General features: G+C 72.7%; 24 protein-coding genes. 14 read left to right on the forward strand and 10 right to left on the reverse strand.

The features are described from left to right. Nucleotides 1-90 precede the first annotated feature (90 nt). The 3 genes from ABTZ91_RS00770 (at nucleotide 91) to ABTZ91_RS00780 (ending at nucleotide 6,305) form a co-directional block, all read left to right on the forward strand. Nucleotides 91-3,510 (forward strand): FlgD immunoglobulin-like domain containing protein, encoded by a 3,420-nt coding sequence (locus ABTZ91_RS00770; protein WP_352074921.1) that lies wholly within the window; start codon nucleotides 91-93, stop codon nucleotides 3,508-3,510. Between the two features lie 131 nt (nucleotides 3,511-3,641). Beyond that, nucleotides 3,642-5,738, forward strand: coding sequence for a serine/threonine-protein kinase (locus ABTZ91_RS00775; protein ID WP_352074922.1), 2,097 nt, complete (start codon nucleotides 3,642-3,644; stop codon nucleotides 5,736-5,738). A 60-nt stretch (nucleotides 5,739-5,798) separates the two neighbouring features. After that, complete coding sequence (locus tag ABTZ91_RS00780; RefSeq protein ID WP_352074923.1) at nucleotides 5,799-6,305, forward strand: mycothiol transferase; 507 nt, start codon at nucleotides 5,799-5,801, stop codon at nucleotides 6,303-6,305. Nucleotides 6,306-6,432: 127 nt separating this feature from the next. Here the strand turns inward: ABTZ91_RS00780 and ABTZ91_RS00785 are convergent, their stop codons facing one another. Further along, nucleotides 6,433-7,335 carry an isocitrate lyase/PEP mutase family protein gene (locus tag ABTZ91_RS00785; protein WP_352074924.1) on the reverse strand — a complete coding sequence of 301 codons (903 nt, stop codon included), beginning with the start codon at nucleotides 7,333-7,335 and terminating at the stop codon, nucleotides 6,433-6,435. A gap of 183 nt (nucleotides 7,336-7,518) precedes the next feature. On the opposite strand from ABTZ91_RS00785, the gene ABTZ91_RS00790 reads away from it, so the two are divergent. After that, nucleotides 7,519-7,773, forward strand: coding sequence for a type II toxin-antitoxin system Phd/YefM family antitoxin (locus ABTZ91_RS00790; RefSeq protein WP_352074925.1), 255 nt, complete (start codon nucleotides 7,519-7,521; stop codon nucleotides 7,771-7,773). Nucleotides 7,774-7,825: 52 nt separating this feature from the next. Here ABTZ91_RS00790 and ABTZ91_RS00795 read toward each other — a convergent pair whose 3' ends face one another. After that, nucleotides 7,826-8,251: an ATP-binding protein gene (locus tag ABTZ91_RS00795; RefSeq protein WP_407077873.1), complete on the reverse strand. Its 426-nt coding sequence runs from the start codon at nucleotides 8,249-8,251 to the stop codon at nucleotides 7,826-7,828. A 91-nt stretch (nucleotides 8,252-8,342) separates the two neighbouring features. Between ABTZ91_RS00795 and ABTZ91_RS00800 the strand changes: the two genes are divergently transcribed. Together ABTZ91_RS00800 and ABTZ91_RS00805 are read left to right on the forward strand one after the other, a co-directional pair. Then, nucleotides 8,343-9,206, forward strand: a complete 864-nt coding sequence (locus ABTZ91_RS00800; RefSeq protein WP_352074927.1) for a helix-turn-helix transcriptional regulator — start codon at nucleotides 8,343-8,345, stop codon at nucleotides 9,204-9,206. Further along, nucleotides 9,203-9,445 carry a DUF397 domain-containing protein gene (locus tag ABTZ91_RS00805; protein WP_352074928.1) on the forward strand — a complete coding sequence of 81 codons (243 nt, stop codon included), beginning with the start codon at nucleotides 9,203-9,205 and terminating at the stop codon, nucleotides 9,443-9,445. Before ABTZ91_RS00800 ends, ABTZ91_RS00805 begins: the two co-directional genes overlap by 4 nt. A gap of 14 nt (nucleotides 9,446-9,459) precedes the next feature. Here the strand turns inward: ABTZ91_RS00805 and ABTZ91_RS00810 are convergent, their stop codons facing one another. Then, complete coding sequence (locus ABTZ91_RS00810) at nucleotides 9,460-9,891, reverse strand: SSI family serine proteinase inhibitor (protein WP_352074929.1); 432 nt, start codon at nucleotides 9,889-9,891, stop codon at nucleotides 9,460-9,462. An 18-nt stretch (nucleotides 9,892-9,909) separates the two neighbouring features. Between ABTZ91_RS00810 and ABTZ91_RS00815 the strand changes: the two genes are divergently transcribed. Next, nucleotides 9,910-10,536, forward strand: a complete 627-nt coding sequence (locus ABTZ91_RS00815) for an HAD-IA family hydrolase (RefSeq protein WP_352074930.1) — start codon at nucleotides 9,910-9,912, stop codon at nucleotides 10,534-10,536. Here the strand turns inward: ABTZ91_RS00815 and ABTZ91_RS00820 are convergent. Then, nucleotides 10,523-10,894 (reverse strand): MerR family transcriptional regulator, encoded by a 372-nt coding sequence (locus tag ABTZ91_RS00820; protein ID WP_352074931.1) that lies wholly within the window; start codon nucleotides 10,892-10,894, stop codon nucleotides 10,523-10,525. The two genes, ABTZ91_RS00815 and ABTZ91_RS00820, sit on opposite strands and share 14 nt — an antisense overlap. Nucleotides 10,895-10,995: 101 nt before the next feature. Here ABTZ91_RS00820 and ABTZ91_RS00825 point away from each other — a divergent pair, with 101 nt between their 5' ends. Further along, nucleotides 10,996-12,129: an alkene reductase gene (locus tag ABTZ91_RS00825; RefSeq protein ID WP_352074932.1), complete on the forward strand. Its 1,134-nt coding sequence runs from the start codon at nucleotides 10,996-10,998 to the stop codon at nucleotides 12,127-12,129. Nucleotides 12,130-12,136: 7 nt separating this feature from the next. Here the strand turns inward: ABTZ91_RS00825 and ABTZ91_RS00830 are convergent, their stop codons facing one another. The 3 genes from ABTZ91_RS00830 to ABTZ91_RS00840 form a co-directional block, all read right to left on the reverse strand. Continuing rightward, nucleotides 12,137-13,381: an MFS transporter gene (locus ABTZ91_RS00830; RefSeq protein ID WP_352074933.1), complete on the reverse strand. Its 1,245-nt coding sequence runs from the start codon at nucleotides 13,379-13,381 to the stop codon at nucleotides 12,137-12,139. A gap of 77 nt (nucleotides 13,382-13,458) precedes the next feature. After that, nucleotides 13,459-14,061 (reverse strand): TetR/AcrR family transcriptional regulator, encoded by a 603-nt coding sequence (locus ABTZ91_RS00835; RefSeq protein WP_352074934.1) that lies wholly within the window; start codon nucleotides 14,059-14,061, stop codon nucleotides 13,459-13,461. 142 nt (nucleotides 14,062-14,203) lie between these two features. Further along, nucleotides 14,204-14,980, reverse strand: coding sequence for a MerR family transcriptional regulator (locus ABTZ91_RS00840; protein ID WP_352074935.1), 777 nt, complete (start codon nucleotides 14,978-14,980; stop codon nucleotides 14,204-14,206). Nucleotides 14,981-15,179: 199 nt separating this feature from the next. On the opposite strand from ABTZ91_RS00840, the gene ABTZ91_RS00845 reads away from it, so the two are divergent. Further along, nucleotides 15,180-16,070, forward strand: coding sequence for an AraC family transcriptional regulator (locus tag ABTZ91_RS00845; protein ID WP_352074936.1), 891 nt, complete (start codon nucleotides 15,180-15,182; stop codon nucleotides 16,068-16,070). On the opposite strand, the gene ABTZ91_RS00850 is transcribed toward ABTZ91_RS00845, so the two are convergent. After that, on the reverse strand, nucleotides 16,051-16,464 hold the full coding sequence (locus tag ABTZ91_RS00850; RefSeq protein ID WP_352074937.1) for a Zn-ribbon domain-containing OB-fold protein: 414 nt from the start codon (nucleotides 16,462-16,464) through the stop codon (nucleotides 16,051-16,053). The two genes, ABTZ91_RS00845 and ABTZ91_RS00850, sit on opposite strands and share 20 nt — an antisense overlap. Nucleotides 16,465-16,532: 68 nt before the next feature. Further along, on the reverse strand, nucleotides 16,533-16,982 hold the full coding sequence (locus ABTZ91_RS00855; RefSeq protein WP_352074938.1) for a DoxX family protein: 450 nt from the start codon (nucleotides 16,980-16,982) through the stop codon (nucleotides 16,533-16,535). Nucleotides 16,983-17,143: 161 nt separating this feature from the next. On the opposite strand from ABTZ91_RS00855, the gene ABTZ91_RS00860 reads away from it, so the two are divergent. The 5 genes from ABTZ91_RS00860 (at nucleotide 17,144) to ABTZ91_RS00880 (ending at nucleotide 23,460) form a co-directional block, all read left to right on the forward strand. Then, entirely contained in the window at nucleotides 17,144-18,307 is a 1,164-nt protein-coding gene (locus ABTZ91_RS00860) for an NAD(P)/FAD-dependent oxidoreductase (RefSeq protein ID WP_352074939.1), read from the forward strand. 355 nt (nucleotides 18,308-18,662) lie between these two features. Further along, nucleotides 18,663-19,550, forward strand: coding sequence for a class A beta-lactamase (gene bla / locus ABTZ91_RS00865; RefSeq protein ID WP_352074940.1), 888 nt, complete (start codon nucleotides 18,663-18,665; stop codon nucleotides 19,548-19,550). 146 nt (nucleotides 19,551-19,696) lie between these two features. Next, the gene (locus ABTZ91_RS00870; RefSeq protein ID WP_352074941.1) at nucleotides 19,697-21,931 is read left to right on the forward strand and encodes an acetate--CoA ligase family protein; all 2,235 of its coding nucleotides are present in this window, start codon (nucleotides 19,697-19,699) and stop codon (nucleotides 21,929-21,931) included. A 79-nt stretch (nucleotides 21,932-22,010) separates the two neighbouring features. Beyond that, nucleotides 22,011-22,736: an enoyl-CoA hydratase-related protein gene (locus ABTZ91_RS00875; RefSeq protein ID WP_352075268.1), complete on the forward strand. Its 726-nt coding sequence runs from the start codon at nucleotides 22,011-22,013 to the stop codon at nucleotides 22,734-22,736. Nucleotides 22,737-22,839: 103 nt separating this feature from the next. Beyond that, complete coding sequence (locus tag ABTZ91_RS00880) at nucleotides 22,840-23,460, forward strand: flavin reductase family protein (protein WP_352074942.1); 621 nt, start codon at nucleotides 22,840-22,842, stop codon at nucleotides 23,458-23,460. Nucleotides 23,461-23,698: 238 nt separating this feature from the next. Here ABTZ91_RS00880 and ABTZ91_RS00885 read toward each other — a convergent pair whose 3' ends face one another. Beyond that, on the reverse strand, nucleotides 23,699-24,559 hold the full coding sequence (locus ABTZ91_RS00885) for a hypothetical protein (RefSeq protein ID WP_352074943.1): 861 nt from the start codon (nucleotides 24,557-24,559) through the stop codon (nucleotides 23,699-23,701). Nucleotides 24,560-24,705 lie beyond the last annotated feature (146 nt).

Raw genomic sequence — 24,705 nt, forward strand, 5'->3', positions numbered from 1 at the left:
GATCCCGCGCATCCGGGGGGTGATCGGGGGGCTCGGCGCGCACAGGCGTCCGGGCGGGATCTCCTTCCGTGTCCAGGAGGGGATTCCCAGATGCTTCGCCCAGCTCGCCGCCGTGCCTTCCCGCGCACCGCGCTCGCCACCGCCGTCGTCCTGGCCGCCACCAGCGGCCTGACCGGCACCCTGACCCTTCCCGCCGCCGCCGAGGACCCGGCGCCCGCGCCGGCGGCGGACGAGGTGGTGGCGGACGAGGTGGTGATCCCGGATCCGGGGCGGTTCATGCCGCGTGGCGAGAAGATCGATCACGCCGGGACGACCGGATACGTCCACACGCAGGAGGGCAGCTCCCTGCGCTGGAGGGACCTGGCGACCGGCACGGACTCGCCGCTGCCGCCGAAGTACCTCACCGCCGACACCGCCCGGCACTCGGGCCACTTCGCGTACTACAACCGCGACACACGACAGTTCACCGTCACGGACCTCGCGACCGGCCTGGCCACCGCCACGCTGGAGGTTCCCGCAGGCCAGAACTGGACGCGCGCCTTCACGGCGGACGGCCTGGTCAGCGCCACCAAGACGGCCGACGGCGCATACGACGGACTGCGGCTGCTGCGGAAGACCGGCGGTGAGGTGACCGAGCAGGTGATCACCGGCCTGCGCGAGCCGGTCGCCAAGCTGTACGTCCTGGAACAGGACATGCGCGGTGCGCTGCTGACGACACAGAAGGTCGCGGAGGGCCCGTACACCTCGTACCTCCTCGACTACGCGACGGCGACGTTGACGCCCACGACGACGGTCTCCCTCTTCGCCGACCGGAGCCTCGGGCACGACCGCCTGCTCGTGGAACAGTCCAACGACGCCGTCCTGACCGTGCCCCGTGACAACCCCTCGGCCACGCCGGTGGTGACGCCGCTGCCCGCGAAGGGCGTGAACGAGGCCGCCTGGTCGACGTCGACCGTGCTCGGCGACTGGATCCTGGTGCGCCACGACCTCGATCCGTTCTGGGGGAAGTACAGCGCGGGCGGGAAGCTGTACGCCGTGCCGCTCGGCGGCGGCACCGCGCGCGAGCTGCTCCCCCACGGGGCCGACAAGCTCACCGTCACGCCCGACGGCAGCGTCCTGGTCGTCGGTGGCAGCAGCGCGCAGGACTGGGCCGTGCACCGGGTCACCCTGGGTGAGGACGGGGCGCCGCAGCTCACCACCGTACGGAAGGTTCCGCAGATGCCGGCCACGTACCGCGGGATCGCCGTGGGCGGCGGTCGGGTGCACTACCTGAGCGACACCAACCCGGGACAGACCCTCTACGAGGTCGACACCCGAACGCCCACCGAGGCGAGACGACGCGACTGGTACCCCACGGACAACATGCCCGCGCCGAAGGGGCCGCTCTCGCTCGGCGACGGAGAGAGCGCCGTCGCCTGGAGCAGCTCGGTCCAGACGCCCATCACCGAGAACTCCGGCCGGAGCCTGTACCTGTCGGCCGACGCCACCCTCCTCGACGCCGGAGGCCGCTACACCCTCTCCACCGACGGCTCGACGCAGTACGTCGGCGACTTCGGCGACACCCAGGGCTCGCAGATCCTGCTCAAGCGTCCGCAGGGCGCCGCAGCCCTGTGGGGCACCAAGCTGTGGAAGCCGGCCACCGTGACCGGCAAGGTCAACGCGTACGACCTGGTGACCAAGGCGACGACCCCCGACATCGATCTCGGCTCCGGCTGCGTGCCCGCCGAACTCCAGGCACTGGGCCGCTGGCTGTACTGGGCCTGCGCGGGCGGCGCCAAGGCCGGCGTGTACGACCAGCAGGGGAAGAAGAGCGTCGCCGTCCCGGCGGGCGAGGCGCTGCTCGGGGACGGCTACGTCGTGCGGCGGGACAACGCGGCCGGCAAGCTGCTGCTCACCGACGCGGCCACCGGCCGGACCTCCGAGTTCGCCGACATCCCGGTCAGGACCGCGGCCGGGTCCGGCCGCCGGGTCGACTGGGCCGTGGACAAGTTCGGCGGCGGCGTCGCGTTCGTCGACGCGCAGAAGAACATCCACGTGAAGCGGGTGCCGATCGCCCCGCAGGCCCTCACCGTGCTGCACGCCTTCGAGATGGGCAAGTACGCGTCCGACCCGACCTGGACGCACCTGTGGCGGCTGTCCCGCCCGGCGGGCGCCTGGAAGGTCACCATCAGGACCGCCGGAGGAAACGTCGTCCGCACCCTCAGCGGCGAGGGCGGCGAGGGCGCCTCCATCCGCGCCGTCTGGGACGGGAAGGACGACGCCGGCAACGGCGTCCTGGAGGGCTCCTACCGCTACGACCTGGAGGCCCACGAGCCGGGCGGCACCACGACCGCCCTGCGCGCCGGCGGCACCATCCAGGCGTACGGCACCGTCCTGACCACCAGCCCCTCCTCCTACCAGCCCCTCGCCCCCAAGCGCATCCTCGACACCCGGGCCGGCGTCGGTATCCGGAAGGCGAAGCTCGTCCCGTGGCAGCGGTTCCAGCTGAAGGTGGCGGGCGTCGGCGGGGTGCCGGCCACCGGAGTCGGCAGCGTCGTCCTGAACGTGACGGCGACCAACACCACCAAGCCCGGCCACATCACCGTGCTGCCCGGCACGGCCGGCCCTTACCACTCGTCCAACGGAACCTCGCAGGTCAACTTCACCGCCGGGCAGACGGCTTCCAACCTGGTGACCGTGCCCGTCGTGGACGGCAAGGTGGAGTTCTTCGCCAACACCAGCGGCAGCACGGACCTCGTCGCCGACGTGTCCGGCTACTACACCCCCGGCACCGGCGGTTCCGCCTTCCAGCCGCTCACCCCCACCCGCTTCATGGACACCCGCAGCGGCATGGGCGTGCCCCGCGCCAAGATCGGCCAGGGCGGCACCGCCCGGCTCCAGGTCACCGGGGTCAAGGGCGTGCCGGCGAGCGGGGTCACGGCCGTCGTCATGAACGTGACCGCCACCAACGCGACCAGGTCGACCTACGTCACCGCCTACCCGGACGGCACCCCGCGCCCGGGCACGTCCAGCCTGAACGTACCGGCGGGCCGGACGGTCGCCGGGGCGGTCGTCGTGCCCGTCGTCAACGGCAAGGTCGCCTTCACCAACGGCTGGGGCTCGGTCGACCTGCTCGGTGACGTCGTCGGCTACTACACCGGCGGCGAAGGGGCCGCCTTCACCGGAAGCGAGCCCCGCCGTCTCATGGACACCCGCCTCGGCTTCGGCGTCCGCAAGGGCGCGGTGGGTCCGGGGCAGTCCGTGACGCTCCAGGTCGGGGGCTCCGGCGTGATCCCGGAGAAGGTCAGGGCCGTCGTCCTCAACGTCACGGCGACCCAGCCGACGACCGCCGGTTACGTCACGGTCCACCCGGCGGGCACCCCGCGCGGGACCACGTCCAGCCTGAACTTCCGGGCCGGGCAGACCGTGCCGAACCTGGTCGTCGTCCCGGTCGTGGACGGCAAGGTGACGTTCTCCAACCACTCCGGCGACGTGCACCTGATCGCGGACGTGGAGGGCTGGTTCCTGTAAGGGAGGCGCGCGGAGGAGTACGTGCAGGAGGAACCCAAGTCCCTGCTCGCCGCGTCCACTTGACGCGTACTCATCTACGCTGTGCGCGTTCGACCGACCACGGACCAGGAACGACCAGGGGGACCACCGGCATGAGCGGCGGGGACGGCACAGGGAAGAAGAGGGACGGCGGGGGCAGCGGGATGGAGCCGCTCAAGCCCGGTGACCCGCGCCGGATCGGGCCCTACCGGTTGCTCGGGCGGCTCGGGTCCGGCGGGATGGGGCGGGTGTTCCTGGGGCGCTCCGAGGGCGGGCGCACGGTGGCCGTGAAGGTCGTGCACGAGGAGCACGCGCAGGATCCGCGGTTCCGGGCCCGTTTCCGCCGGGAGATCGACTCCGTGCGGAAGGTCGGCGAGCACTACACCGCCCCCGTCCTGGACGCCGACCCCGACGCGGACCGGCCCTGGGTCGCCACCGGTTTCGTGCCGGGGCCGTCCCTGGAGCAGGTCGTACGGGAACACGGCCCGCTGCCCGCCGACTCCATCCTCGCCCTCGCGCTCGGCCTGCTCCGCGCCCTCCAGGGCATCCACGGCGCCGGGATCCTGCACCGGGACCTCAAGCCGTCCAACGTGATGCTCACCGTCGAGGGCCCCCGGGTGATCGACTTCGGCATCGCGCGGGCCCTGGAGCCCTCGGTCGAGTCACTGCTGACCAGCACCGGCATGGTGGTCGGCTCGCCCGGCTTCATGGCCCCCGAGCAGGTGCGCGGCGAGGCCCTCGGACCCGCCGCCGACGTCTTCGTGCTCGGTTGCGTCCTGATGTACGCGGCGACCGGCCGGCTGCCCTTCGGCCACGGCGCCAGCAACCAGCACGCCATCATGTTCCAGATCGTCGAGGCCGAGCCCGACCTCGACCGGATCGAGTCCGAGGAACTGCGCGGCTTCGTCGCCCGCTGCCTCGTCAAGGACCCCGAGGAGCGGCCCGCCATCGCGGCCCTGCTCGCCGACCCCGCCCTGCCCGGCGAGGAGACCGGCCGCCCCGCGGCCGCCGGCGCCTGGCTGCCGCCCGAGCTGGTGGCCCGGCTCGCCCGCCAGGCGGCCCGGCTGCTCGACGCCGAGGCCCTGTCCGAGGAGCTGGAGCGGGGAGCCGCCGAGAAGGCGGCGGGACAGGCCGACCGGGACGGCGGGGCGGGCGGAGACGCCAAGGACGACAGGTCCGACCGGGCTGACCGGGACGGCAGGGCCGACACGGACGGCACTGACGGCAGGGCTGACCGGGGCGGCCGGGCGGACCGGGACGGCAAGGCCGACAGGGACGACAAGGCCGCCGGGGCCGCTGCCGGCGCCGCCGACCCGTCCGGCACCGGCACGCTCGGGCTGCTCCCCAAGGACGGCAAGCCGGCGGCCGAGACCCCCGGCGCCACCCCCGCCACCGCCGGCACCGGCCGCCGCGAGCCGCGCCGCGCCTCCCGTGTCTGGGCGGTCGTCGCCGCCGTCTTCGTCGTCCTCGGCGTCAGCGGCACCGTCGTCAAGCTCATCGACGACGGCGCCCGCGAGCGCGACCTCCAGGCCTCCCCCGGCGCCTCCGCGAGCACCGCGCCACCCACCACCGGCACCGGCCCCTCTTCCGCTCCCCCGTCCGGCACGCCCACCAAGGGCCCCGGCCAGGCTCCGACGACGGCCGCGCCGCCGCCCGGCGGCCCGGGCGGCGGCGCGGTCGGCGGCGCATCCGGCGCCTCCGGCGGATCCGGCGGCGGCCTGCCCGCCAGCGGTGGCGGTACGGCCTCGGGCGGCGGCTCCACCACCACGTCCGGCGGCTCGGTCTCGGGCGGCTCGTCCTCCGGCGGCACCACCACCCGTCCCCCCGCCACCAGCGCCCCGAAGCCGCCCGCCACCAGCGACAACCGGGTCCCGTCGGCCTTCGTCGGCACCTGGACGTACACGGCGGACTACAACATCAACCGGCCCGAGACGGTCTACATCTACCGGGTGGCCCCCGGCCAGATCGCCGCCCGGATGATCACCAACGTCAACCAGGCCCACTGCGAGTACGTGGCCAAGCTGGTCTCCGTCACCGACGGCGGCAAACGCATCAACCTGGGCACCACCACCGTCGACCGGTCCAAGTCCGCCGGGTACCCCTCCTGCGTGAACGGTGACGCGTCCGCGTTCAAGCTCGCCGTCCCCAGCGGCATCCTCCACGACGTGGGCCCCTCCCACGGCGAGGGCTACCACTACCACCGGGCCTGAGGGAGCGGCGGGCGCGTGTGAGGGAGGCGGGCCGCCGGTCTCCGTCGTACGGTGGGCCCCATGAAGAGCGCCGAGCTTCTCCTTGATGCCTTCGGCCGGGTCCAGGAGGCCGTCCACGAGGCCGTCGAGGGCCTGTCGGAGGACGACCTGGCCGTGCGGATCGATCCCGACGCCAACTCGATCGCGTGGCTCGTCTGGCACCTCACCCGGATCCAGGACGACCACATCGCCGACGCGTTCGGCACCGAGCAGGTGTGGACGGCCGACGACTGGTCCGGCCGCTTCGGCCTGCCCTTCCCCGAGGACGCCACCGGCTTCGGCCACGGCAGCGAGGAGGTCGCCGCCGTCCGCGCGCCCGCCGACCTGCTCCTCGGCTACTACGACGCCGTCCACGCCCGCACCCTCGACCACGTCGGCTCCCTGAGCGACGACGACCTGGACCGGATCGTCGACACCCGCTGGACCCCGCACGTCACCCTGGGCGTCCGGCTGATCAGCGTGATCGCCGAGGACAACCAGCACGCGGGCCAGGCGGCGTACGTACGCGGAGTCGTCGAGCGCCGCTGAGGACGGGGGCGTGGCGCGGGGCCGCACACCCGGGGTCGTCGAGCGCCGCTGAGGACGGGGGCGTGGCGCGGGGCCACACCTACCCGGGATCGTCGGGCACCGCTGAGGAAGCGGGCGTGGCGCGGGGTCACACCTCCGCGCGATCGGGCGCCCCTCGGTGCCGGGCGAGGTTCCGCTCCAGGAGCCGCGTCGAGGCGGCGACGCCGACCCCGCTCGCCGGATCGACGGCCGGCAGCCGGCCGTCGGCCCGCTTCAGCTCCGCCAGCGCCGCGTCCATCGCCTCGTGGGCGGCGAAGAGACAGGGCGTGCTGTAGATCGCCACGTCCACGCCGAGCTCGGACAGTTCGGAGAGCGAGAGCCGGGGCGACTTGCCGCCGGCGATCTGGTTGAAGAGCAGCGGCTTGCCGTCCACGACCTTCCGGATCCGCCGGATCCACTCCACGCTCCGTACCCCGTCCACGAGGACGGCGTCGGCGTCCGTGGCGGCCAGGCACTCCGCCCGCCGCAGGATGTCGTCCTCCTCCGTCGCGTCCGTCCGGGCCACGACCACCAGATCCCGCCGGGTCCGCAGCACCATCTCCAGCTTGGCCAGGTACTCCTCCAGGGGCAGCACCTGCTTCCCGTCCGCGTGCCCGCACCGCCGGGGCCGCTTCTGGTCCTCCAGGATCACCCCCGACGCCCCGATCCGCTCCAGGCTCTCCACGACGTGGCAGGCCACCTCGGCGTCCACGTACCCGTCGTCGATGTCGACGAGCAGGTCGTGCCGGGGGAACGCCCCGCGCAGCCGCTGCACGAAGCCCAGCATGTCCGGCCACGCGATGAAGCCGATGTCCGGCAGCCCGTAGTACGAGGCCGCGAAACCGAACCCGGACACGAACATCCCGTCGTAGTGCCCGGCGGCGACGGACGCCGAGTACATGTCGTACACCCCGACGAGGGGTGTCGTGCCGGGTGCGGCGATCCGGTCGCGCAGGGCGGTGCCGTAGGGGGCGTGGGGGTGGGGGTGGGAGGTGTGGGGGTGACTGGTCACTGCATGACTCCTCAATCGTCGCGTCGTCGGCACGATGGTTGAGGGAGGCGGGCGCGAAATGCGCGTGACGGGGGCGGCCTCACCCTCCAGGCGGAGGCGTTTCACCTGAAGAAACGTCACTGGGGGTGAGCGGGAACCGTAAACGGACCGGCCGAGCAGAGGCGCAAAGTGTACGTTCCTTACATGAGCGAGACGCTGCCGATGTCAGAAGCCCGGGCGAGATTCGGAGCGCTGGTGCGCCGCGCATCCCACGCCCGCGAACGCGTCACGATCACCGACCACGGCCGGCCGGCGGCGGTGCTCATCAGCCCCCAGGAGCTCGCAGACCTGGAAGACGCCCTGGCCCTGGCCCTGTACCGCGAGCGCCAGGCCACCGGAAAGTCCGTCCGCGTCCCTCATGATGAGGCGCGCACCCATCTCGGTCTGGAGCGTGGGTGACGGACCCCGGGCCGTCGTCACACCTTCATATCGGCTGGACCGCGAACCCGGCTCACGGGACCGCCACCGTCGCCCAGACCGTCTTGCCGACGGACCGGCTCTTCACGCCCCAGGCGGTCGCAAGGGCGGCGACCAGCGGGAGCCCGTAGCCGCCCTCGTCCGGATACGGGTTCGGCTCCGGCTCGCGTTCGGCGCGGGCGTCGGAGACCTCGATACGGAGGTGGCCCTCGGCGGCCAGCATCAGCCGGACCTCGAAGTCACGGCCCCGCACACGACCGTGCGTGACCGCGTTGTTGGCCAGCTCCGCCACCACCAGCTCCGCCACGTCCGTGTCCGTCAGCCCCCAGTCCCGCATCTGCTGCACGGCCAGCAGGCGCGCGAGCCGAGCGCCCCGGCGCGTGGATGAGAGCCGTTGCGCGAACACGCCCTTGAACTCGCTCGCGGGCTCACCGGTTGGGGTGGTCATTTCCGTCTTCATGCCCCCGAGACTGGAGCCCCGGCCGTACCCTGACCAGGGGCGACACCACGACGCTGAGTAGCGGTACGAGCACGCCAAGAGGGCGGTACGGATGTCGGGAAACGAGGAGGAACGGCCGGAACGGCCGTCCGAAGTCGACGGTACGGCGCACCTGTTCAGGGCGCTCGGGAAAATCATCAAGGTCCTGCGCAAGAACGCGGGCCTGAGCCAGGCGGACCTGGCGGACGCCACGCACTGTAGCGAGGACCTGGTCTCCTCGGTAGAGCGCGGGGTCCGCACCCCGCAGCCGGACTTCCTGATCCGGGCGGACCCGATCTTGCGGGCGGACGGGGTGCTGATCGCGGCGGTGGACGACGTACGGGAGGCGCTGGCGCGGGCGCGGGTGCGGCATCCGGACTGGTTCAGAGACTTCGCCGACGAGGAGTCGAAGGCGGTGGCGATGCACTACTACGAAGTGCAGGCCGTGCCGGGGATCCTGCAGACGCGACCCTATGCGGAGGCTGTCTTCCGCCACCGGCGTCCGCTGTACGACGAGGAGACGCTGGAGAAGCGCATCTCCGATCGGATCTCACGCCAGGCGATCTTCGATAAGTGGCCCGCGCCGACGATCAGCTTCGTCATCGAGGAGGGCGTGTTACGTCGTCCGCTGTGCGGTCGGGAAGCTTTTCGAGAGCAGCTGCGACGCATCATCGAGGTCGCCCAACGGCGGACCGTACACCTCCAGATCCTGCCCTTCGACTGCACGGAGCACCCTGGTTTGGAAGGCGCCTTCACCCTTCTCACGCCCAAGGGGCGGCGGGAAGTTGCGTACATCGAGAGCTACGGTCACGCCCGGCTGATCACCGACCCGGAAGAAGTACGCATGTACACCGAGCGCTATGGGATCATCCGGGCGCAGGCACTCACGCCCCATGAGTCCCTGGACTTGATCGAGAAGATGCTGGGAGAGCTATGAGCACCGCGGATTCGGCCTGGTTCAAGAGCAGCTACAGCGGCGGCGAAGGCGGCGAGTGCATCGAAGTCGCCTATCACTGGCGCAAGTCGAGCTACAGCGGCGGCGAGGGCGGCAACTGCGTCGAGGTCGCCGCCCACCCCACCACCGTGCACGTCCGCGACTCCAAGAACCCTGACGGGCCCCAGCTCGCGCTGGCGCCCGCCGTGTGGTCGTCGTTCGTGTCGTACGCGCGGGTCTGACCGAGCGGGAACGGTCAGAAGACGAAGACGGGGGCCGTCGCGGCTTCCATCTCGCACGCGTTCCCGAAGGTCTTCGTCCAGGAGACGGGGACGTCGTTGAACGTGCCCTCCGCCTTCGCCGTGACCGGGTCCTGCTGCTGCGTGCAGGCCCGCAGCTCACCCTTCAGCTTGCCGAAGTCGCCGGCGGCGACGTGGAGGGCGTCGCACGCGGCGTCCGGGGACGGGTGGTTGCCGCCGTTCGGGCGGCAGCCGAGGAAGACGTCCTTCGCGACACCGGCCGAGTCGGTGACCGTCAGGTGCAGGCGGGTGGGCGGCTTCGGGGCCCACTCGGCGGCGGCCGGGTTCTCCCCCGGTACGGGGACGGCGGTCGCGGCGCCGGGGAGGCCGAGGCCCAGGGCGACGGCGCAGGTGGCGGCGGAAAGGGCGTAGGCAAGAGTTCGTTTCATGTCTACGATCTCCCCCCTATGACCAGCACCTTCATCCTCTTCGACGTCGACGGCACCCTGATGGACGCAGGCGAGAACCAGCGGCGCGTCTGGCACGCCTGGGCCGCCCGCCATGGACTGGACGGGGACGAGGTGTACACCGTCGCGCTGCGGACGCGGCCGGTGGAGACGTTCGCGGCCGTCGTGCCGGGCGCCGACCCCGAGGCGTGCCTCGCCCTCCTGCATGCGCTGGAGGACGAGGACGTGCGGACGGGCACGTACAGCGCCTTCGAAGGCGCCGCCGAGCTGCTCGGCGCCCTGCCCGCCGACCGGTGGGCGCTGGTGACGTCGAACTACGAGCACCGCGTGCGCGGGCGGTTCGAGCGGACCGGGCTGCCGCTGCCCGGCCTGATCGTGGACGCGGCCTGCGTGAGCGAGGGCAAACCCTCGCCCGTGCCGTACCTGATGGCGGCCGAGAAGCTGGGCGCGGACCCGGCAGACTGCCTGGTCATCGAGGACGCGCCGTCCGGTGTACGGTCCGGGCGGGCGGCCGGGATGACGGTCTGGACCGTCAACACGCCCACGGCCGCCGAGGGCTCGCACCGGCACTTCGCCACGCTGGCGGAGGCCGCGCCCGAGATCCTGGCGAGCCTCAGGACGCCTTGACCGCCGCCGAGGCCGTCTCGATGAACTCGTCCAGGACCTCGCGGGAGCGCAGGAGGTCGGCGATCAGGCGGTCGATGCGGGCGCGTTCCTCGATGAGTTCGTCCACGAGCTGCCCGGAGGTGAGCTCGGTCGGGCCGGCGTCGACGTCCCTCATGCAGGGCAGGACGTGGCCGATCTTCTTGCTGTTCAGACCGGCCGCGTAGAGCGACTGGATGCGGATGACCCGGTCGACCGCCCATTCGCCGTACTCCCGGTGGCCGCCGGGGGTGCGCTCGGAGCGGAGCAGGCCCTGCTGTTCGTAGTAGCGCAGGGAACGCTCGCTCACGCCGCTGCGGCGGGCGAGTTCGCCGATTCGCATGTCCACCTCATCACTCGGAAGCGCTGGGAATCGCTGGGAATAGCCGGCAATCGCTCTGACGGCTTGAATCTGACATCCGTGTCAACTTCTACGGTACGGGCATGACGAACGACACCGCAGGCGAATCCCGCCTCTTCGAGCCCACCACCCTCGGCCCTCTCGCCCTGCCGCTGCCCAACCGGCTGGTGATGGCCCCGATGACCCGTAACCGCGCGGACGCCGACGGGACGCCCGGCCCGCTCATGGCGACGTACTACGCGCAGCGCGCCTCCGCCGGGCTGATCGTCGCCGAGGCCACGACGCCGAACGCCGTCGGCCAGACCTACGCGAACATTCCCGCGCTGTACGACCCCGCGCACGTGGCCGGGTGGCGGACCGTGACCGACGCCGTACGGGAGGCGGGCGGGCGGATGTTCGTGCAGCTCCAGCACGGCGGGCGGGTCGGCCACCCGGACAACAGCGGCTACGTGCCGATGGCGCCGTCAGCGGTGGCGCTGCCCGAGGAGATCCACACGCCGGGCGGGCGGAGGCCGTCCGTCGTCCCGCGGGAGATGACCCTCGACGACATACGGTCCACCGTCGCCGACTTCGCCGCCGCCGCGCGGCGGGCCGTGGAGGCGGGCTTCGAGGGCGTCGAGGTGCACGCCGCCAACGGCTATCTGCTCCACCAGTTCCTGGCGAAGAACACCAACCTGCGGGACGACGAGTACGGCGGCCCGGTCGAGCACCGGATCCGCTTCGTGGTGGAGGTCGTGCGGGCCGTGGCGGACGCGATCGGGCCCGAGCGGGTCGGGGTGCGGATCTCCCCCGGGGTCGCGGTCAACGGCGTCGAGGAGGGGGACGAGACGGAGGAGCTGCACCGGGCACTCGTCACCGCCCTCGCCGGGCAGGAGGGCCTGGCGTACCTGCACGTGGTGTTCGCGGACCCGGGGCAGCCGCTGTTCCGGGAGATCCGGAAGATCTGGCCGGGCACGCTGATCGCGAACCCCGTCCTCGGATGGGGCGGCCCGCTCCCCGCCGACGGCGGCCGCCAGGCCGGCGAACGGCTCCTCGCCGCCGGCGCCGACCTCATCTCCCTGGGCCGCTCCTTCCTGGCCAACCCGGACCTGGTCGAACGGCTGCGGACGGGCGCGCCGCTGAATGCCGTACGGGAGGCGGGGCTGATGTACGCGGGCGGGGAGACGGGTTACACGGACTACCCGACGCGGGAGGGGGCGAGGGTGCTGGTGGGGTAGGGCGGGTTCATCGCGCCTCGACCACCTCGCCCTCCCTGGCCCGGACTTGCTCGCGGTGTCCGCCGCGCAGGTACGCGCTCGAAAGGGCGGGCAGGATCGCCAGGATCGCGAGGACGGCCAGGGCGATGCCCAGGGCGATGGGGGCACGGAGCCCGTAGGTCGGGATCAGGGCCGATCCGATCGCGGAGCCGAGGATGACGCCGAGGGTGATGAACGATGCGTGGATGGTGTTGACCAGCGGTGTGGTGCTGCCGGCTCGCTGCACGCGAACGGCCATTGCGGGGTTCATCGTCACGCCGACCAGGCCGATGCCGAGCATGAACACCAGGGCCGGCGGCGGGACGTCGGTGAAGAGTCCGAGTCCGGTCAGGAATATGACGTTGAGGCCGGTGCCGGCCAGCAGGGTCGAGATGGTGTGCCGATCGGCCAGACGGGCGACGACCATGTTGCCGACCAGGGTCGCGGCGCCGTAGGCGAGCAGGAGCAGCGGAACCAGGCTCTCGGGAAAGCCGGTGATCTCGGTGAGGATCGGCGTGAAGAAGCTGAACACGGAGAACGTCGCCCCGATGATCAGCGTGCTGGAGATGAGTGCCAGCTGGAACTGCGGCCTCCGCAAGACCGCGAGATCATCCCGCATCAAGCGTGGCGCTTCTTCAGGGACGTCGGATCCGGCGGGGTTCTGGACGAAGGCGAGGGTGAGGAGTGCAGCGATCACGGTGAGCAGTGAGATGGTCCAGAAGGCAGCCTGCCACCCCAGCTGTCCGCCGACGAACGTCGCCAGTGGCAGTCCGAGCAGGGTCCCGAGCATCAGGCCGTTCATCGCGACACCGTTCGCTCGGCCGCGCATCCGCTCGTCCACCAGTCGTGCGCTCACTGACACCGCAATGCCGAAGAACGCCTGCGAGGCGATGCCGCTGATGATCCGGGCGACCACCATGACCGCGTAGGACGTCGCCAGCGCCGCGATGACGTTGCCGACGAGGAAGACGACGATGATCGTCAGCAGCGCGTTCTTCGGCGGGATCCGCAGCAGCGACAGGGTCAGGATCGGCCCGCCGACCGTCATCGCGACGGCGAAGATCGTGACGAGGTAGCCGATCTGCTCGATTCCCGTGCCCAAGCCCTCGGCGAGCTGCGGCATGAGTCCGGCGACGGCGAACTCGCTGGTCACCATCGCGAAGATGCCCGCAGCGAGGACATAGACGGCCAGCGGGACCGCCCTGGTCGACGTGTGCCTTGTTGACGTGGTCACATCGGCTGCTTTCTGTGATGGAGAATCCAAAACGAGAGCGTGCGAAAGCCCTCGGACAGGAGACGTGGAGTGAGGGACTAGCTCAAGAGGGCGCGGAGTCCGGCGAGTGCGATCCGCCGCAGGGTCTCGGCATCGACGCCGGCCTGTGCGGTGACCCGGATCCCGGAGATGACGGTGCTGACCAGCAGTGCGCCGTCATCTGGATCGATGTCCTCAGGAACGCTTCCGTCGACCTGACCGCTACGGATGGCCTCAGCCAGAAGCGAACTCCGCTCGCGCAGGTCACGATCGAGAATGCGGGCGATGCGCTCGTCCCGCTCCCGCAGGTCGGGATTCATGAAGCTCTGCACCACCATGCAGCCGGCGGCGTGCCCCTGACAGGCAGCCGCCCGCTCCTCGGCGATGACGAGGTCGACCAGCGCCCGCAGCCGGTCCGCGCCGCGGAGTCCGCCCTCGGTGAGGACTGCGGTCTGCCGCCCGCGGATCGTGTCGATGTAGTGCTCCAAGGCGCGCACGAACAACTCGTCCTTGGAGGTGAAGGCGTTGTAGAGGCTGCTGCGCCGGACGCCGGCCGCCTCACAGAGCTGCCCGGTCGAGGTGTGGGCGAACCCGTACACCCGGAACTCACCAGCCACGGCGTCGAGCACCGCGCTCTCGTCGAACGTCCGCGGTCTCCCCATGGGCAGCACCCTAGCAGATTCTGGATAGCGGAATCCAAAATCGGAATGGCCCGTCCCAGCGTGACGCCGTCGACGGTCTGCAGCCCGTCGACAGCGCATGATCCGGCCGTCGGCGTCAGCCGTCAGCCGCTGGCCTGAGCCGTCAGCTCAGCCGCGCATCCGCGTACACGTCCATCGCCGCCCGCTGGTACTCGGCGAGGCCCTCGGCGATGCGGTCGAAGTTCTCGCGGAACCTCGGGTCCTCCGCGTACGTGGCGCCCAGGCCCCGGTACGCCTCCGCGTTCGGGGTCCAGAAGCGGCAGACACCCTGGTAGTGGGCGTCCACCTCGGCCTGGACCGCCGGGTCGTCGGCGGGGGTGCCGGCGGCCATGAACTCGGCGAAGCGGATCATCTGCGCGGTGACCTCGCGCTGCCACGCCTCGCCGGCCTCCGGGGTCATCGCCTCGACGGCCTTCCGGGACTCCTCGTACGCCTCCGGCCAGCGTTCCCTGACCTCGGCGTCCATCGCGGCGTCCATCTCGGGGTCGGCCTGGAAGCCCTCGAAGAGGTTCTCCGGTCGGTTGATCTTGGTCATGGTGTCGTCGTCCTCGCTTTCCTCTAGTTCGGCGATGGTGCGGGCCACCGTCCCGGCCAGGGTGCCGATCCGTTCCTGCTCCGCGAGCAACTGCGCGTGGTGCTCGCGGAGCACCGCCACGCGGTCGACCCGGCTGTCCAGGACGGCCCGGATCTCGCGCAGCCCCACGTCCAGCTCCCGCATCAGCAGGATCTGCTGGAGGCGCAGCAGCTGGGACTCCTCGTAGTAGCGGTGTCCGTTGCTCGCGGTCCAGGCGGGCGGCAGCAGTCCGATCTCGTCGTAGTGCCGCAGGGTCCGGGTGGTGACCCCGGACATCCGGGCCACGTCCGCGATCGACCAGGCCATGGCGGTGTCCTCCCGTCGCCGAGGCCGGTCGGTCCGGCCTCGTACGAAGACCGTAGGAGTTTCCGCAGCGTCAACCGCAAGCCGCTCGCCGTGCTCCCCCACCCGGCCGTTCCGCACCCGACCGTTCCGGGCACGGCTTGTCGGGTCCTGGGAGGGTGGTCGTTCCTACGGTGAAGGCACCAGAGGGAAGGACACAGGCGTGCTGGAGGAGCTGAACCGGGCCCTGGAGCATGTGGAGCGCCACCTCGACCGTGAGGTGGACGTCGCCGAGGCGGCCCGGATCGCGATGACGTCGGAGTACCACTTCCGGCGGCTGTTCTCGGCGCTCGCCGGGATGCCGCTCTCCGTGTACGTACGGCGCCGGCGCATGACGCTGGCCGGGGCCGAGGTGCTGGCCGGGGAGCGGACGCTGCTCGACATCGCGGTGCGGTACGGCTACGGGTCGGGCGAGGCGTTCGCCCGGGCGTTCCGTTCCGTGCACGGGGTGGGGCCGGGCGAGGTCCGGCGTACGGGAGCGGTGCTCACGTCACAGCCGCGGATGTCCTTCCGTGTCGTCGTCGAAGGGAGCAGCACCATGCGGTACCGGATCGTCGAGAAGGACGCCTTCCGGATCGTCGGCAGGAAGGCCCGGATCCCGCTCGTCCACCAGGGGGTGAACGCGGCCGCCGCGGCGCACGTGGAGAACCTGGGCGAGCAGGCGATCGTCCGGATGAAGGCGCTGTCCGACCGGGACCCGGAGGGAATCCTGACGGCGGTGGAACACCTCTCCGACAGTCGTGAGGAGGGCGCCGAGGTCGACTACTGGATCGGTGTGGCGACCGGCCCGGGGGCGATGGCGGAGGACCTCGGCACCGCCCTCGACGTCCTCGACGTGCCGGCCGGGACCTGGGCGGTCTTCGACAACCGCGGGCCCTACCCGAGCGCCCTCCAGGAGCTGTGGCGGGACGTCTTCACGCAGTGGTTCCCCTCGAACCCGTACGCGAGCCGGCCGGGTCCGGAGCTCCTGAAGACCCAGCCGGTGGAGATCGGCGCGGAGACGGGGGCGCAGTTGTGGGTCCCGGTGGAGCGGGTCACTGGCGAGCGGGCCTGAACACCGGGACGTGGAGGTCGCCCTCTGGGAGCCGTTCGCGGCGGAAGGCGACCTCGACGTCCATGCCGATGCGCAGCTCGCGCTCCGGGCAGTCGACGATCTCGGTCATCATGCGCGGCCCCTCGGCGAGGTCGACGACCGCCGCCACGTAAGGGACGCGGCCGTCGAAGGGCGGCAGGTCGTTGCGGTGGACGACGGACCAGGTGTAGAGCACCGCGCGGCCGCTCGCCCGGCGCCAGGTGACGGCCTCGCTCCAGCAGTGGGGGCAGAACTCGCGCGGGTAGTGGTGGGGCCGGTCGCAGTCGGCGCAGTGGCGCAGGAGGAGGCGGCCTTCGGCGGCGGCGTCCCAGTAGGGGCGGGTGAAGGCGTCGATGTCCGGGAGGTGCGCGGGCATGGGGGCGGAAGCCCGGGCGGAAGCCGGGGTGGAAGCCGGAGCGGGGCCGGGAGCCGGGGTGGCCGTCATCAGAAGAGTCCGATCGCGTGGTCGAGGGACCAGGTCTGCCAGGAGACGGCGAAGAGGGCGACGAGGGAGATCAGCGCCATCATCGCGTTCTGCCCCTGCTCGGCCCAGTCGTGGATCATCAGGGTGAGGTAGAGCAGGTTGAGGAGCAGGCCGCCGGCCAGGGCGACGGGGGTGAGGAAGCCGGTGATCAGGCCGAGGCCGAGGGCGAGTTCGGCGTGGACGACCACGTAGGCCATGAGCTTGGGGCGCGGGGCGACGACGGCGTCGAAGCCCTTTCTCACCAGGGGCCACCTGTGGTCGGCGGCGACCTCGGCGGCCCAGGCGATGCCGGTGCCGCGCTCGAACCAGCCCTTCCTGTCCTTGTGCCGCCAGCTCTCCAGCCACCACAGGCCGAGGCCGATGCGGAGGACGGCGAGCCATTCGGCGCCGGTGAGCCAGACGGTCTGCATGCGCGAGCCTCCCGTGACATCGATCTGACGGTACGTCAGTTCAGCGCAGGAGCAGTGCGGACACAAGGGGTGGCGAGGGACGGGCGCGCGTGACCGTTTCGCAACCGAAACCCCTCTTGACCGAGACCCACAGCGTGTACACGTCATTACGCTCAGAATCCATGGTCACCACCCCCCAAGCACCACCCTCACAGGCCGTCCACCCGGTGTACGTCATCGGCGGCGGCCCCGGCGGACTCGCGGTCGCCGCCACCCTGCGCGCCCGCGGCGTCCGGGCCGTCGTCCTGGAGAAGTCCGACGCCGTCGGCGCCTCCTGGCGCGGCCACTACGACCGGCTGCGCCTGCACACCACCCGGCGCCTCTCCGCGCTCCCGGGGCTCAAGATCCCGCGCTCGTACGGGCGTTGGGTGGCGCGGGCGGACGTGGTCCGCTACCTGGAGGCGTACGCGGAGGAGCACGAGCTGGAGATCGTCACCGGGGTCGAGGTCTTCCGCGTCGAGCGGGACGGCACGGACTGGGTGCTGCACGCGACCGGCGGGCGGCGGCTGGTCGGCAGCGCCGTGGTCGTGGCCACCGGCTACAACCACACCCCGCGGCTGCCGGCGTGGCCCGGCCGCGGCACGTACGAGGGCGAGCTCACGCACGCGCGGGAGTACCGCAACCCCGTGCCGTACGAGGGCAAGGACGTCCTGGTCGTGGGCGTCGGCAACACCGGGGCCGAGATCGCCGCCGACCTGGCGGAGGGCGGCGCCGCCCGGGTGCGCCTCGCGGTGCGGACCGCCCCGCACATCGTGCGCCGCACCACGCTCGGCTGGCCCGCCCAGCGCAGCGGCATCCTGGTCCGGCGGCTGCCGGTGGCCCTGGTCGACCTGCTGGGCCGGGCCCTCGTCCGGTTCGCGTCACCGGACCTGACCGCCCACGGGCTGCCCCGCCCGGACACGGGCCTCGCGACCCGCACCCGGGCGGGGGCGGTGCCGGTGCAGGACGTGGGGCTGGTCGCCGCCGTACGGTCCGGGAAGGTGGAGGTCGTCGCGGCCGTCGAGGCGCTGGACGGCCGCGAGGTCGTCCTCGCGGACGGCAGCCGGATCACCCCGGACGCGGTCATCGCCGCCACCGGCTACGACCGCGCCCTCGAACCGCTCGTCGGACACCTGGACGTCCTGGACGCGGCCGGCAGACCGGTGGCGCGCGGGGCGCGCTGCCCGCGGACGGCGCCGGGGCTGTACTTCACCGGATTCACCAACCCGATCAGCGGGATGCTGCGGGAACTGGCGAGGGACGCGGAGAAGATCGCACGTCGGATCGCGAAGGGGCGGCGGCGGTAGGTGCCGGGCGGGCCCGCGCGGGCCGGGCGGGTCGGGTCCCGTCGGTGCCGGGCATGCCGCGCGCCCGCGCGTGCCAGGCGGGTCCCGCCGGTGCCGGGCATGCCGGGCGGGTCCCGCGCGTGTCCCGCCAGCGCCAGGCGCGCCCCGTCGGTGCCGAGCATGCCGGGCGGGTCCCGCGCGTACCGGGGGCGGTCCCGTCGGCGCCGGGCATGCCGGGCGGGTCCCGCGCGTGTCCCGCCAGCGCCAGGCGCGCCCCGTCGGTGCCGGGGGCCGTACGGTGCCGCCGTGCAACCGGTCGTACGGGTGGGGACGTCACCTCACACGTCCCACCCGTAACGACGAAAGGCACCGAACCGTGCGTCCCACCCGTCGGACGATCCTCGCCACCGGCGCCGGTGCGGCCCTCGCGGCCGCCCTGCCCCTGACTCCGGCGCATGCCGCGCCCGGCCGCCCCCGGCAGCGGTTGCGCGCCCTGGAGCAGGAGCACGGCGCCCGCCTCGGCGCGTACGCGTACGACACCGGCAGCGGTCGCCTCGTGACGTACCGCGCCGACGAACGCTTCCCCATGTGCTCGCTGTTCAAGACCCTGTGCTCGGCGGCGGTCCTGCGGGACCTGGACCGCGACGGCACGTTCCTCGCCCGGCGGATCCACTACACGCAGGCGTACGTGACGCGCTCGGGCTGGTCGCCGATCACGAAGGACCACGTGGACACCGGCATGACGGTGGCCGAGCTGTGCGAGTACGCCATCACCCACAGCGACAACACGGCCGCCAACCTGCTGCTGCGCGAGCTGGGCGGCCCGACGGCCATCACCCGCTTCGCCCGCACCCTCGGCGACGACGTGACCCGGCTCGACCGCTGGGAGCCGGAGCTGAACTCGGCCGAGCCCTGGCGCGAGACGGACACGACGACCCCGCGCGCCATCGCCCGCTCCTACGCCCGGCTGGTCCTCGGCGGGGCCCTCGCGCCCGACGACCGGCAGCGGCTGACCGGCTGGATGCTGGCCAACACGACCAGCGGCGAGCGGTTCCGGAAGGGACTGCCGGCCGACTGGACGCTCGCCGACAAGACCGGCGGCGGCCGCTACGGCGGCAACAACGACGCGGGCATCGCCTGGCCGCCGGGCCGGCCGCCGGTCGTCCTGGCCGTGATGACCACCAAGCCCGCCGAGGACGCGGCGGCGGACGACGTGCTGGTGGCGCGGGCGGCGGAGGTGCTGGCGGACGCCGTGACCTCGTGACCCCTCCCGTCGCGCTCCCCCGGACGCCCCTCTCCGCCCGCCCTATTCCTGACTGACCGTCAGTTCGGTAATCTGACTACTCGTCAGTTCAAGCCGGGCGGCCCGGGGCGGGCGGCTCCGGTCTTCGGGATGGGCGGTGCGGAACGATGCTGGGATCGACTCACGGGACCTTCACGACCGACCTCCGGGCCCGCGTGGACGCCTGCGGCGAACAGCCGGGCCGGACCGTCGTGCACGGCGTCGCCGCCGTCGAGGGCGACACCGACGTCAGCGGCCGGCCGCTGCACGCACCCGTGCCCGACCTCGACCGGTTCTTCCGCCCCCGGGTGGTGGCCGTGGTCGGCGCCTCCGACACCGAGGGCCGGCCCCGCACCGGGATCACCCGGCAGCTGCTCGACTGGGCCGGGCGGGTCGGCGCGCGGGTGGTGCCCGTGCATCCGACCCGTGGGAGCGTCTTCGGGATCGACTGCCTGCCCTCCGTCGACGACCTCGCGGCCCTCGGCGAGCCCGTCGACCTCGCCGTGCTCCTCGTGGCCGACCCGTTGCCGGTCATCGAGCGGCTCGCCGAGTCCAAGGTGAGGTTCGCGGTCGCCTTCGCCTCCGGCTTCGCCGAGACCGGGGAGGCGGGGGCGCGGGCCCAGGAACGGCTCGCGGCGGCCGTCGGGCGGTCCGGGATGCGGCTGCTCGGCCCGAACACCAACCTCAACGCCTTCGAGCGCTTCCGGGACGACCTGGAGGGGCCGGCGGTCGCGCTGATCACCCAGTCCGGGCACCAGGGCCGGCCCGTGTTCACGATGCAGGAGCTCGGCGTCCGGCTCTCCCACTGGGCGCCCACCGGCAACGAGGCCGACCTGGAGACCGCCGACTTCATCTCGTACTTCGCGCACCGGCCCGAGGTCGGGGCCATCGCCTGTTACGTGGAGGGCCTCAAGGACGGCCGTTCCTTCCTGCTCGCCGCCGACCAGGCCGCCCGCCGCCGGGTGCCGGTCGTCGCCGTGAAGGTGGGCCGCACCGAGACCGGGGCGCGGATGGCCGCCTCGCACACCGGCAAGCTCACCGGCGCCGACCGGGTCGTGGACGCGGCCATGCGGCAGTTCGGGGTGATCCGGGTCGACGGGCTCGACCAGCTCCAGGACACCGCGGCCCTGCTCGCCCGCGCCCGCAGGCCGGTCGCCGACGGTGTCGTCGTCTACTCCATCTCCGGCGGCACGGGCGCCCACTTCTCCGACCTGGCGACCGCGGCGGGCCTGAAACTGCCCACGCTGTCGGCCGCCAAGCAGGACGAGCTGCACCAGTGGATCCCGCCGTACCTGAGCGTGGCCAACCCGGTCGACAACGGCGGCCACCCGGTCGGCGACTGGCGCGGGCGGAAGATCATCGACGCGATCCTCGCCGACCCGGAGGTGGGCGTGCTGATCTGCCCCATCACCGGGCCGTTCCCGCCGATGAGCGACAAGCTGGCACAGGACCTGGTGGACGCGGCCGAGCGGACGGACAAGCTGGTCTGCGTGGTGTGGGGCTCGCCGGTCGGCACGGAGGACGCGTACCGCACGACCCTGCTCGGTTCCTCGCGGGTCGCGACCTTCCGCACCTTCGGCAACTGCATCGGCGCGGTCAGGGCCTGGCTCGACCACCACCGCTTCACCACCGGCTACCGCTCCCCCTTCGACGAGGCCCCGCGCACCCCGTCCCCGTCCCTCCGCAAGGCCCGGGCCCTGCTCCGGCCCGGCGAGCGGCTGAGCGAGCACGCGGCGAAGCAGCTGCTGCGGGCGTACGGGATACGGGTGCCGCGCGAGCAGCTCGTGACCAGCGCCGCGGCGGCCGTACGGGCGGCGGGCCTGGTGGGCTACCCGGTGGTGATGAAGGCGTCGGGCGCCCGGCTCGCGCACAAGACGGAGCTGGGGCTCGTGAAGGTCGGGCTCACGTCCGCGAGCCAGATACGGGACGCCTACCGGGAGTTGACGGACATCGCCCGCTACGAGGGGGTCGACCTGGACGGCGTCCTGGTGTGCCAGATGGTGGGGCGGGGCGTCGAGATGGTGGTGGGCGTGAGCCAGGACTCCCTCTTCGGACCGACGGTCACGGTCGGGCTCGGCGGGGTGCTGGTGGAGGTCCTGGACGACACGGCCGTGCGCGTGCCGCCGTTCGGGGAGCGACAGGCCCGGGACATGCTGGGCGAACTGCGCGGGCGGGCGCTGCTCGACGGGGTGCGGGGGGCGCCGGCGGCGGACGTGGACGCGCTGGTGGAGGTCGTGCTGCGGGTGCAGCGCATGGCGCTCGAACTCGACGGGGAGCTCGCCGAGCTGGACGTCAATCCGCTGATGGTGCTGCCGCGGGGGCAGGGCGCGGTGGCCCTGGACGCGCTCGCGGTGTGCCGGTAGTCGAGGAGTTGTCGTGCCGGACGTCCTGCACGCCGTGGAGAACGGCGTCTCGTGGATCACGCTCAACCGCCCCGAGGCGATGAACGCGGTCACCTGGGAGCAGCGGGAGCGGATCGTCGCCCTGCTGGAGGGGGCCTCGGCCGACCCGGGGGTGCGGGCGGTGGTCCTGACCGGCACCGGGCGGGGCTTCTGCGCGGGGGCGGACCTGCGCGGCGGGCCGTCGGCCCCGGCGGAGGACCGGGTCGCGGGGGACGTGGCCCGGATGATCCGGCGGGGCGCGCAGCGCTTCGTCGGGGCCGTGCTGGACTGCGAGAAGCCGGTGATCGCGGCGGTGAACGGGACGGCCGCCGGGATCGGGGCGCATCTGGCGTTCGCGTGCGACCTGGTGCTGGCGGCGGAGTCGGCGCGGTTCGTGGAGGTGTTCGTACGTCGTGGGATCGTGCCGGACGGCGGCGGGGCGTATCTGCTGCCGCGGCTGGTGGGGCCGCAGCGGGCGAAGGAGCTGATGTTCTTCGGCGACGCGCTGCCGGCGGCCGAGGCGCGGGTGATGGGCCTGGTGAACCGGGTCGTCCCGGCCGGGGACCTGGAGAAGACGGCCCGCGCCTGGGCCGACCGCCTCGCCCAGGGCCCCACCCGGGCCCTCGCGCTCACCAAGCAGCTGGTCAACGCCTCCCTGGACGCGGACCGGGCGACCGCGTTCGCGGCGGAGGCGGCGGCGCAGGAGATCTGCATGACGACGCGGGACGCGCGGGAGGGCGTGGCGGCGTTCGTGGAGCGGCGGGCGGCGGAGTTCGAGGGGCGGTGAGGGCGCGGCGCGCCTGCGAGGCCGGCGCGCGCGTAGCCGGGGGCCGCCGAGACGGCGGCGCGCGCGTGCGCGGGGCTTCCTATCTGATGGGTCGTCAGTTTCAATGGGCGGTGTGATGGGACACGCTGGGATGGCCGTCGCCGCCGTCCGCTACCTCAGGTCGGCCGGTGCGCCCACGGCCGTGGACCCACTCCCCCGCCACCCGCGCCGGCCGGCGCTGCGGGCGGTGCGGGAGGACGAACGGAGGGCGGTCGACCCGGGCGAGTTCCGGCGCGTGCTCGGGAACTTCGCGAGCGGGGTCACGATCGTCACCGCCCTCGACGAGGACGGCCCGGCGGGCTTCGCCTGCCAGTCCTTCGCCTCCCTCTCGCTCGATCCGCCGCTGGTCGTCTTCATGGTGTCCCGCACGTCGACGACCTGGCCCCGGATCGCCCGCGCGGGCCGGTTCTGCGTCAACGTCCTGGGCGCGGAGCAGGGCGCGCTGTGCCGTGCGTTCGCGGTGAGCGGCGCGGACAAGTTCGCGGGCGTGCCCTGGACCCCGTCCCCGTCCACCGGCTCCCCCCGCCTCCCGGACGCCCCCGCCTGGATCGACTGCACGATCACCACCGTCCACACGGGCGGCGACCACCTGATCGTGGTGGGCCGCGTGGAGGCCCTGGGCGCGGTGGAGGACGGTGAGCCGCTGCTGTTCCACCGGGGGCGGTTCGGGCGGTTCGCGGGCTAGCTGCGTACAGCCGAACCGGCCGAGACCGTGCGAGCACGGTGCGTGCGTGGACACGGTGCGTGGCGCAGGAGCACACAACGGACGAGGGGTGAGCGATGACCAGCCGCGGAAACTGGGCCGAACTACGCGAGGACGCCCTGCGCGATCCCGAGGCCGCCGAGTCGTACGAAGCCGCTCGGCTGCGATACGAGCTGGGGCGCGATGCGGAGCGGCTCGGCGATTCCGGTCGGGTCACGGGTCAGCGCGGTGACTTGCGCAGCTCGTACAGATCCCAGGCGTCGGGGTCGCCGAGGTACTGATAGAGGGTCGGAGCGGACTGTGTGCCGCTCACCTCCCAGGGGGGCCACTGGCAGGTGCCGATCGTGACCTGGACCTCCTGACGCCACGGGTTGTCGGCCGGACGATGGATCCACGTCCCCGTTCCGTCGCACTCCTTCGACACCGTCTCGAAGGACTCGGGCGACTCCCCCACCTCGTAGCGGACGCCCTCGGCCGTGACCCGGCCGTCCGCCGTGAAGGTCAGCGTGCCGCCCGTACCGTCCGACCAGGAGCCGGTCAGCATCGCGGCGGACATGCGCGGCGGGGCGTACGGGGTGAGGAAGCCGGTGTACAGGGCGGCGCCGCCGAGCATGCCGGCGCTCACGACGGCGAGGGTGCCCCAGACCAGGACGGTGACGAACGTGCCCCGACGGGCACGTGCGGTGACGGTGACGGCCACCATGAGTGCCGCCCAGCCGCCGGGCCACCACCACGGGCCGAGGAGCGGGGCGAGGGGGATCGTGACGGCTCCGGCGAGTGCCGACTGCCACCAGGCGGCCCGGCCACCGGCCCGGCGCGCCAGGAGCTCGCCCGAGCGGACCGCCGGCAGGACGAGGGCCAGGGACAGGACGGCCCCGACGAGCGTGCCGCCGACCACCAGGAACGGCAGGGCGATCAGGCCCAGCGCGTTGTAGCCGACGCTGGGCGACGGCCTCGTCTCGCCGATGACCAGTGCGCCGACCGCGAGCAGCGCCGTCTCCAGGAACAGCACCAGCATCGAGACCATCAGCATCCGGCGGAACGTGCGCCCCGGCGCCGGGTCGCCGCCCGGGCCGGTCACGTCCGTGGACCTCCCGGCCGTCTTCCGCCGTGTGGCCCCCGCCGTCGGCGCGACACCCGCACCCGTCCACTCTTCTGAACGCATTCAAATCCCCTCCTGGCCCGCATCCTCCTCCATCCGGGCCAGGACCGCTCCGCCGGGGTGCC

The sequence above is a fragment of the Streptomyces sp. NPDC126499 genome (assembly GCF_040302485.1).
GTDB lineage: Bacteria > Actinomycetota > Actinomycetes > Streptomycetales > Streptomycetaceae > Streptomyces.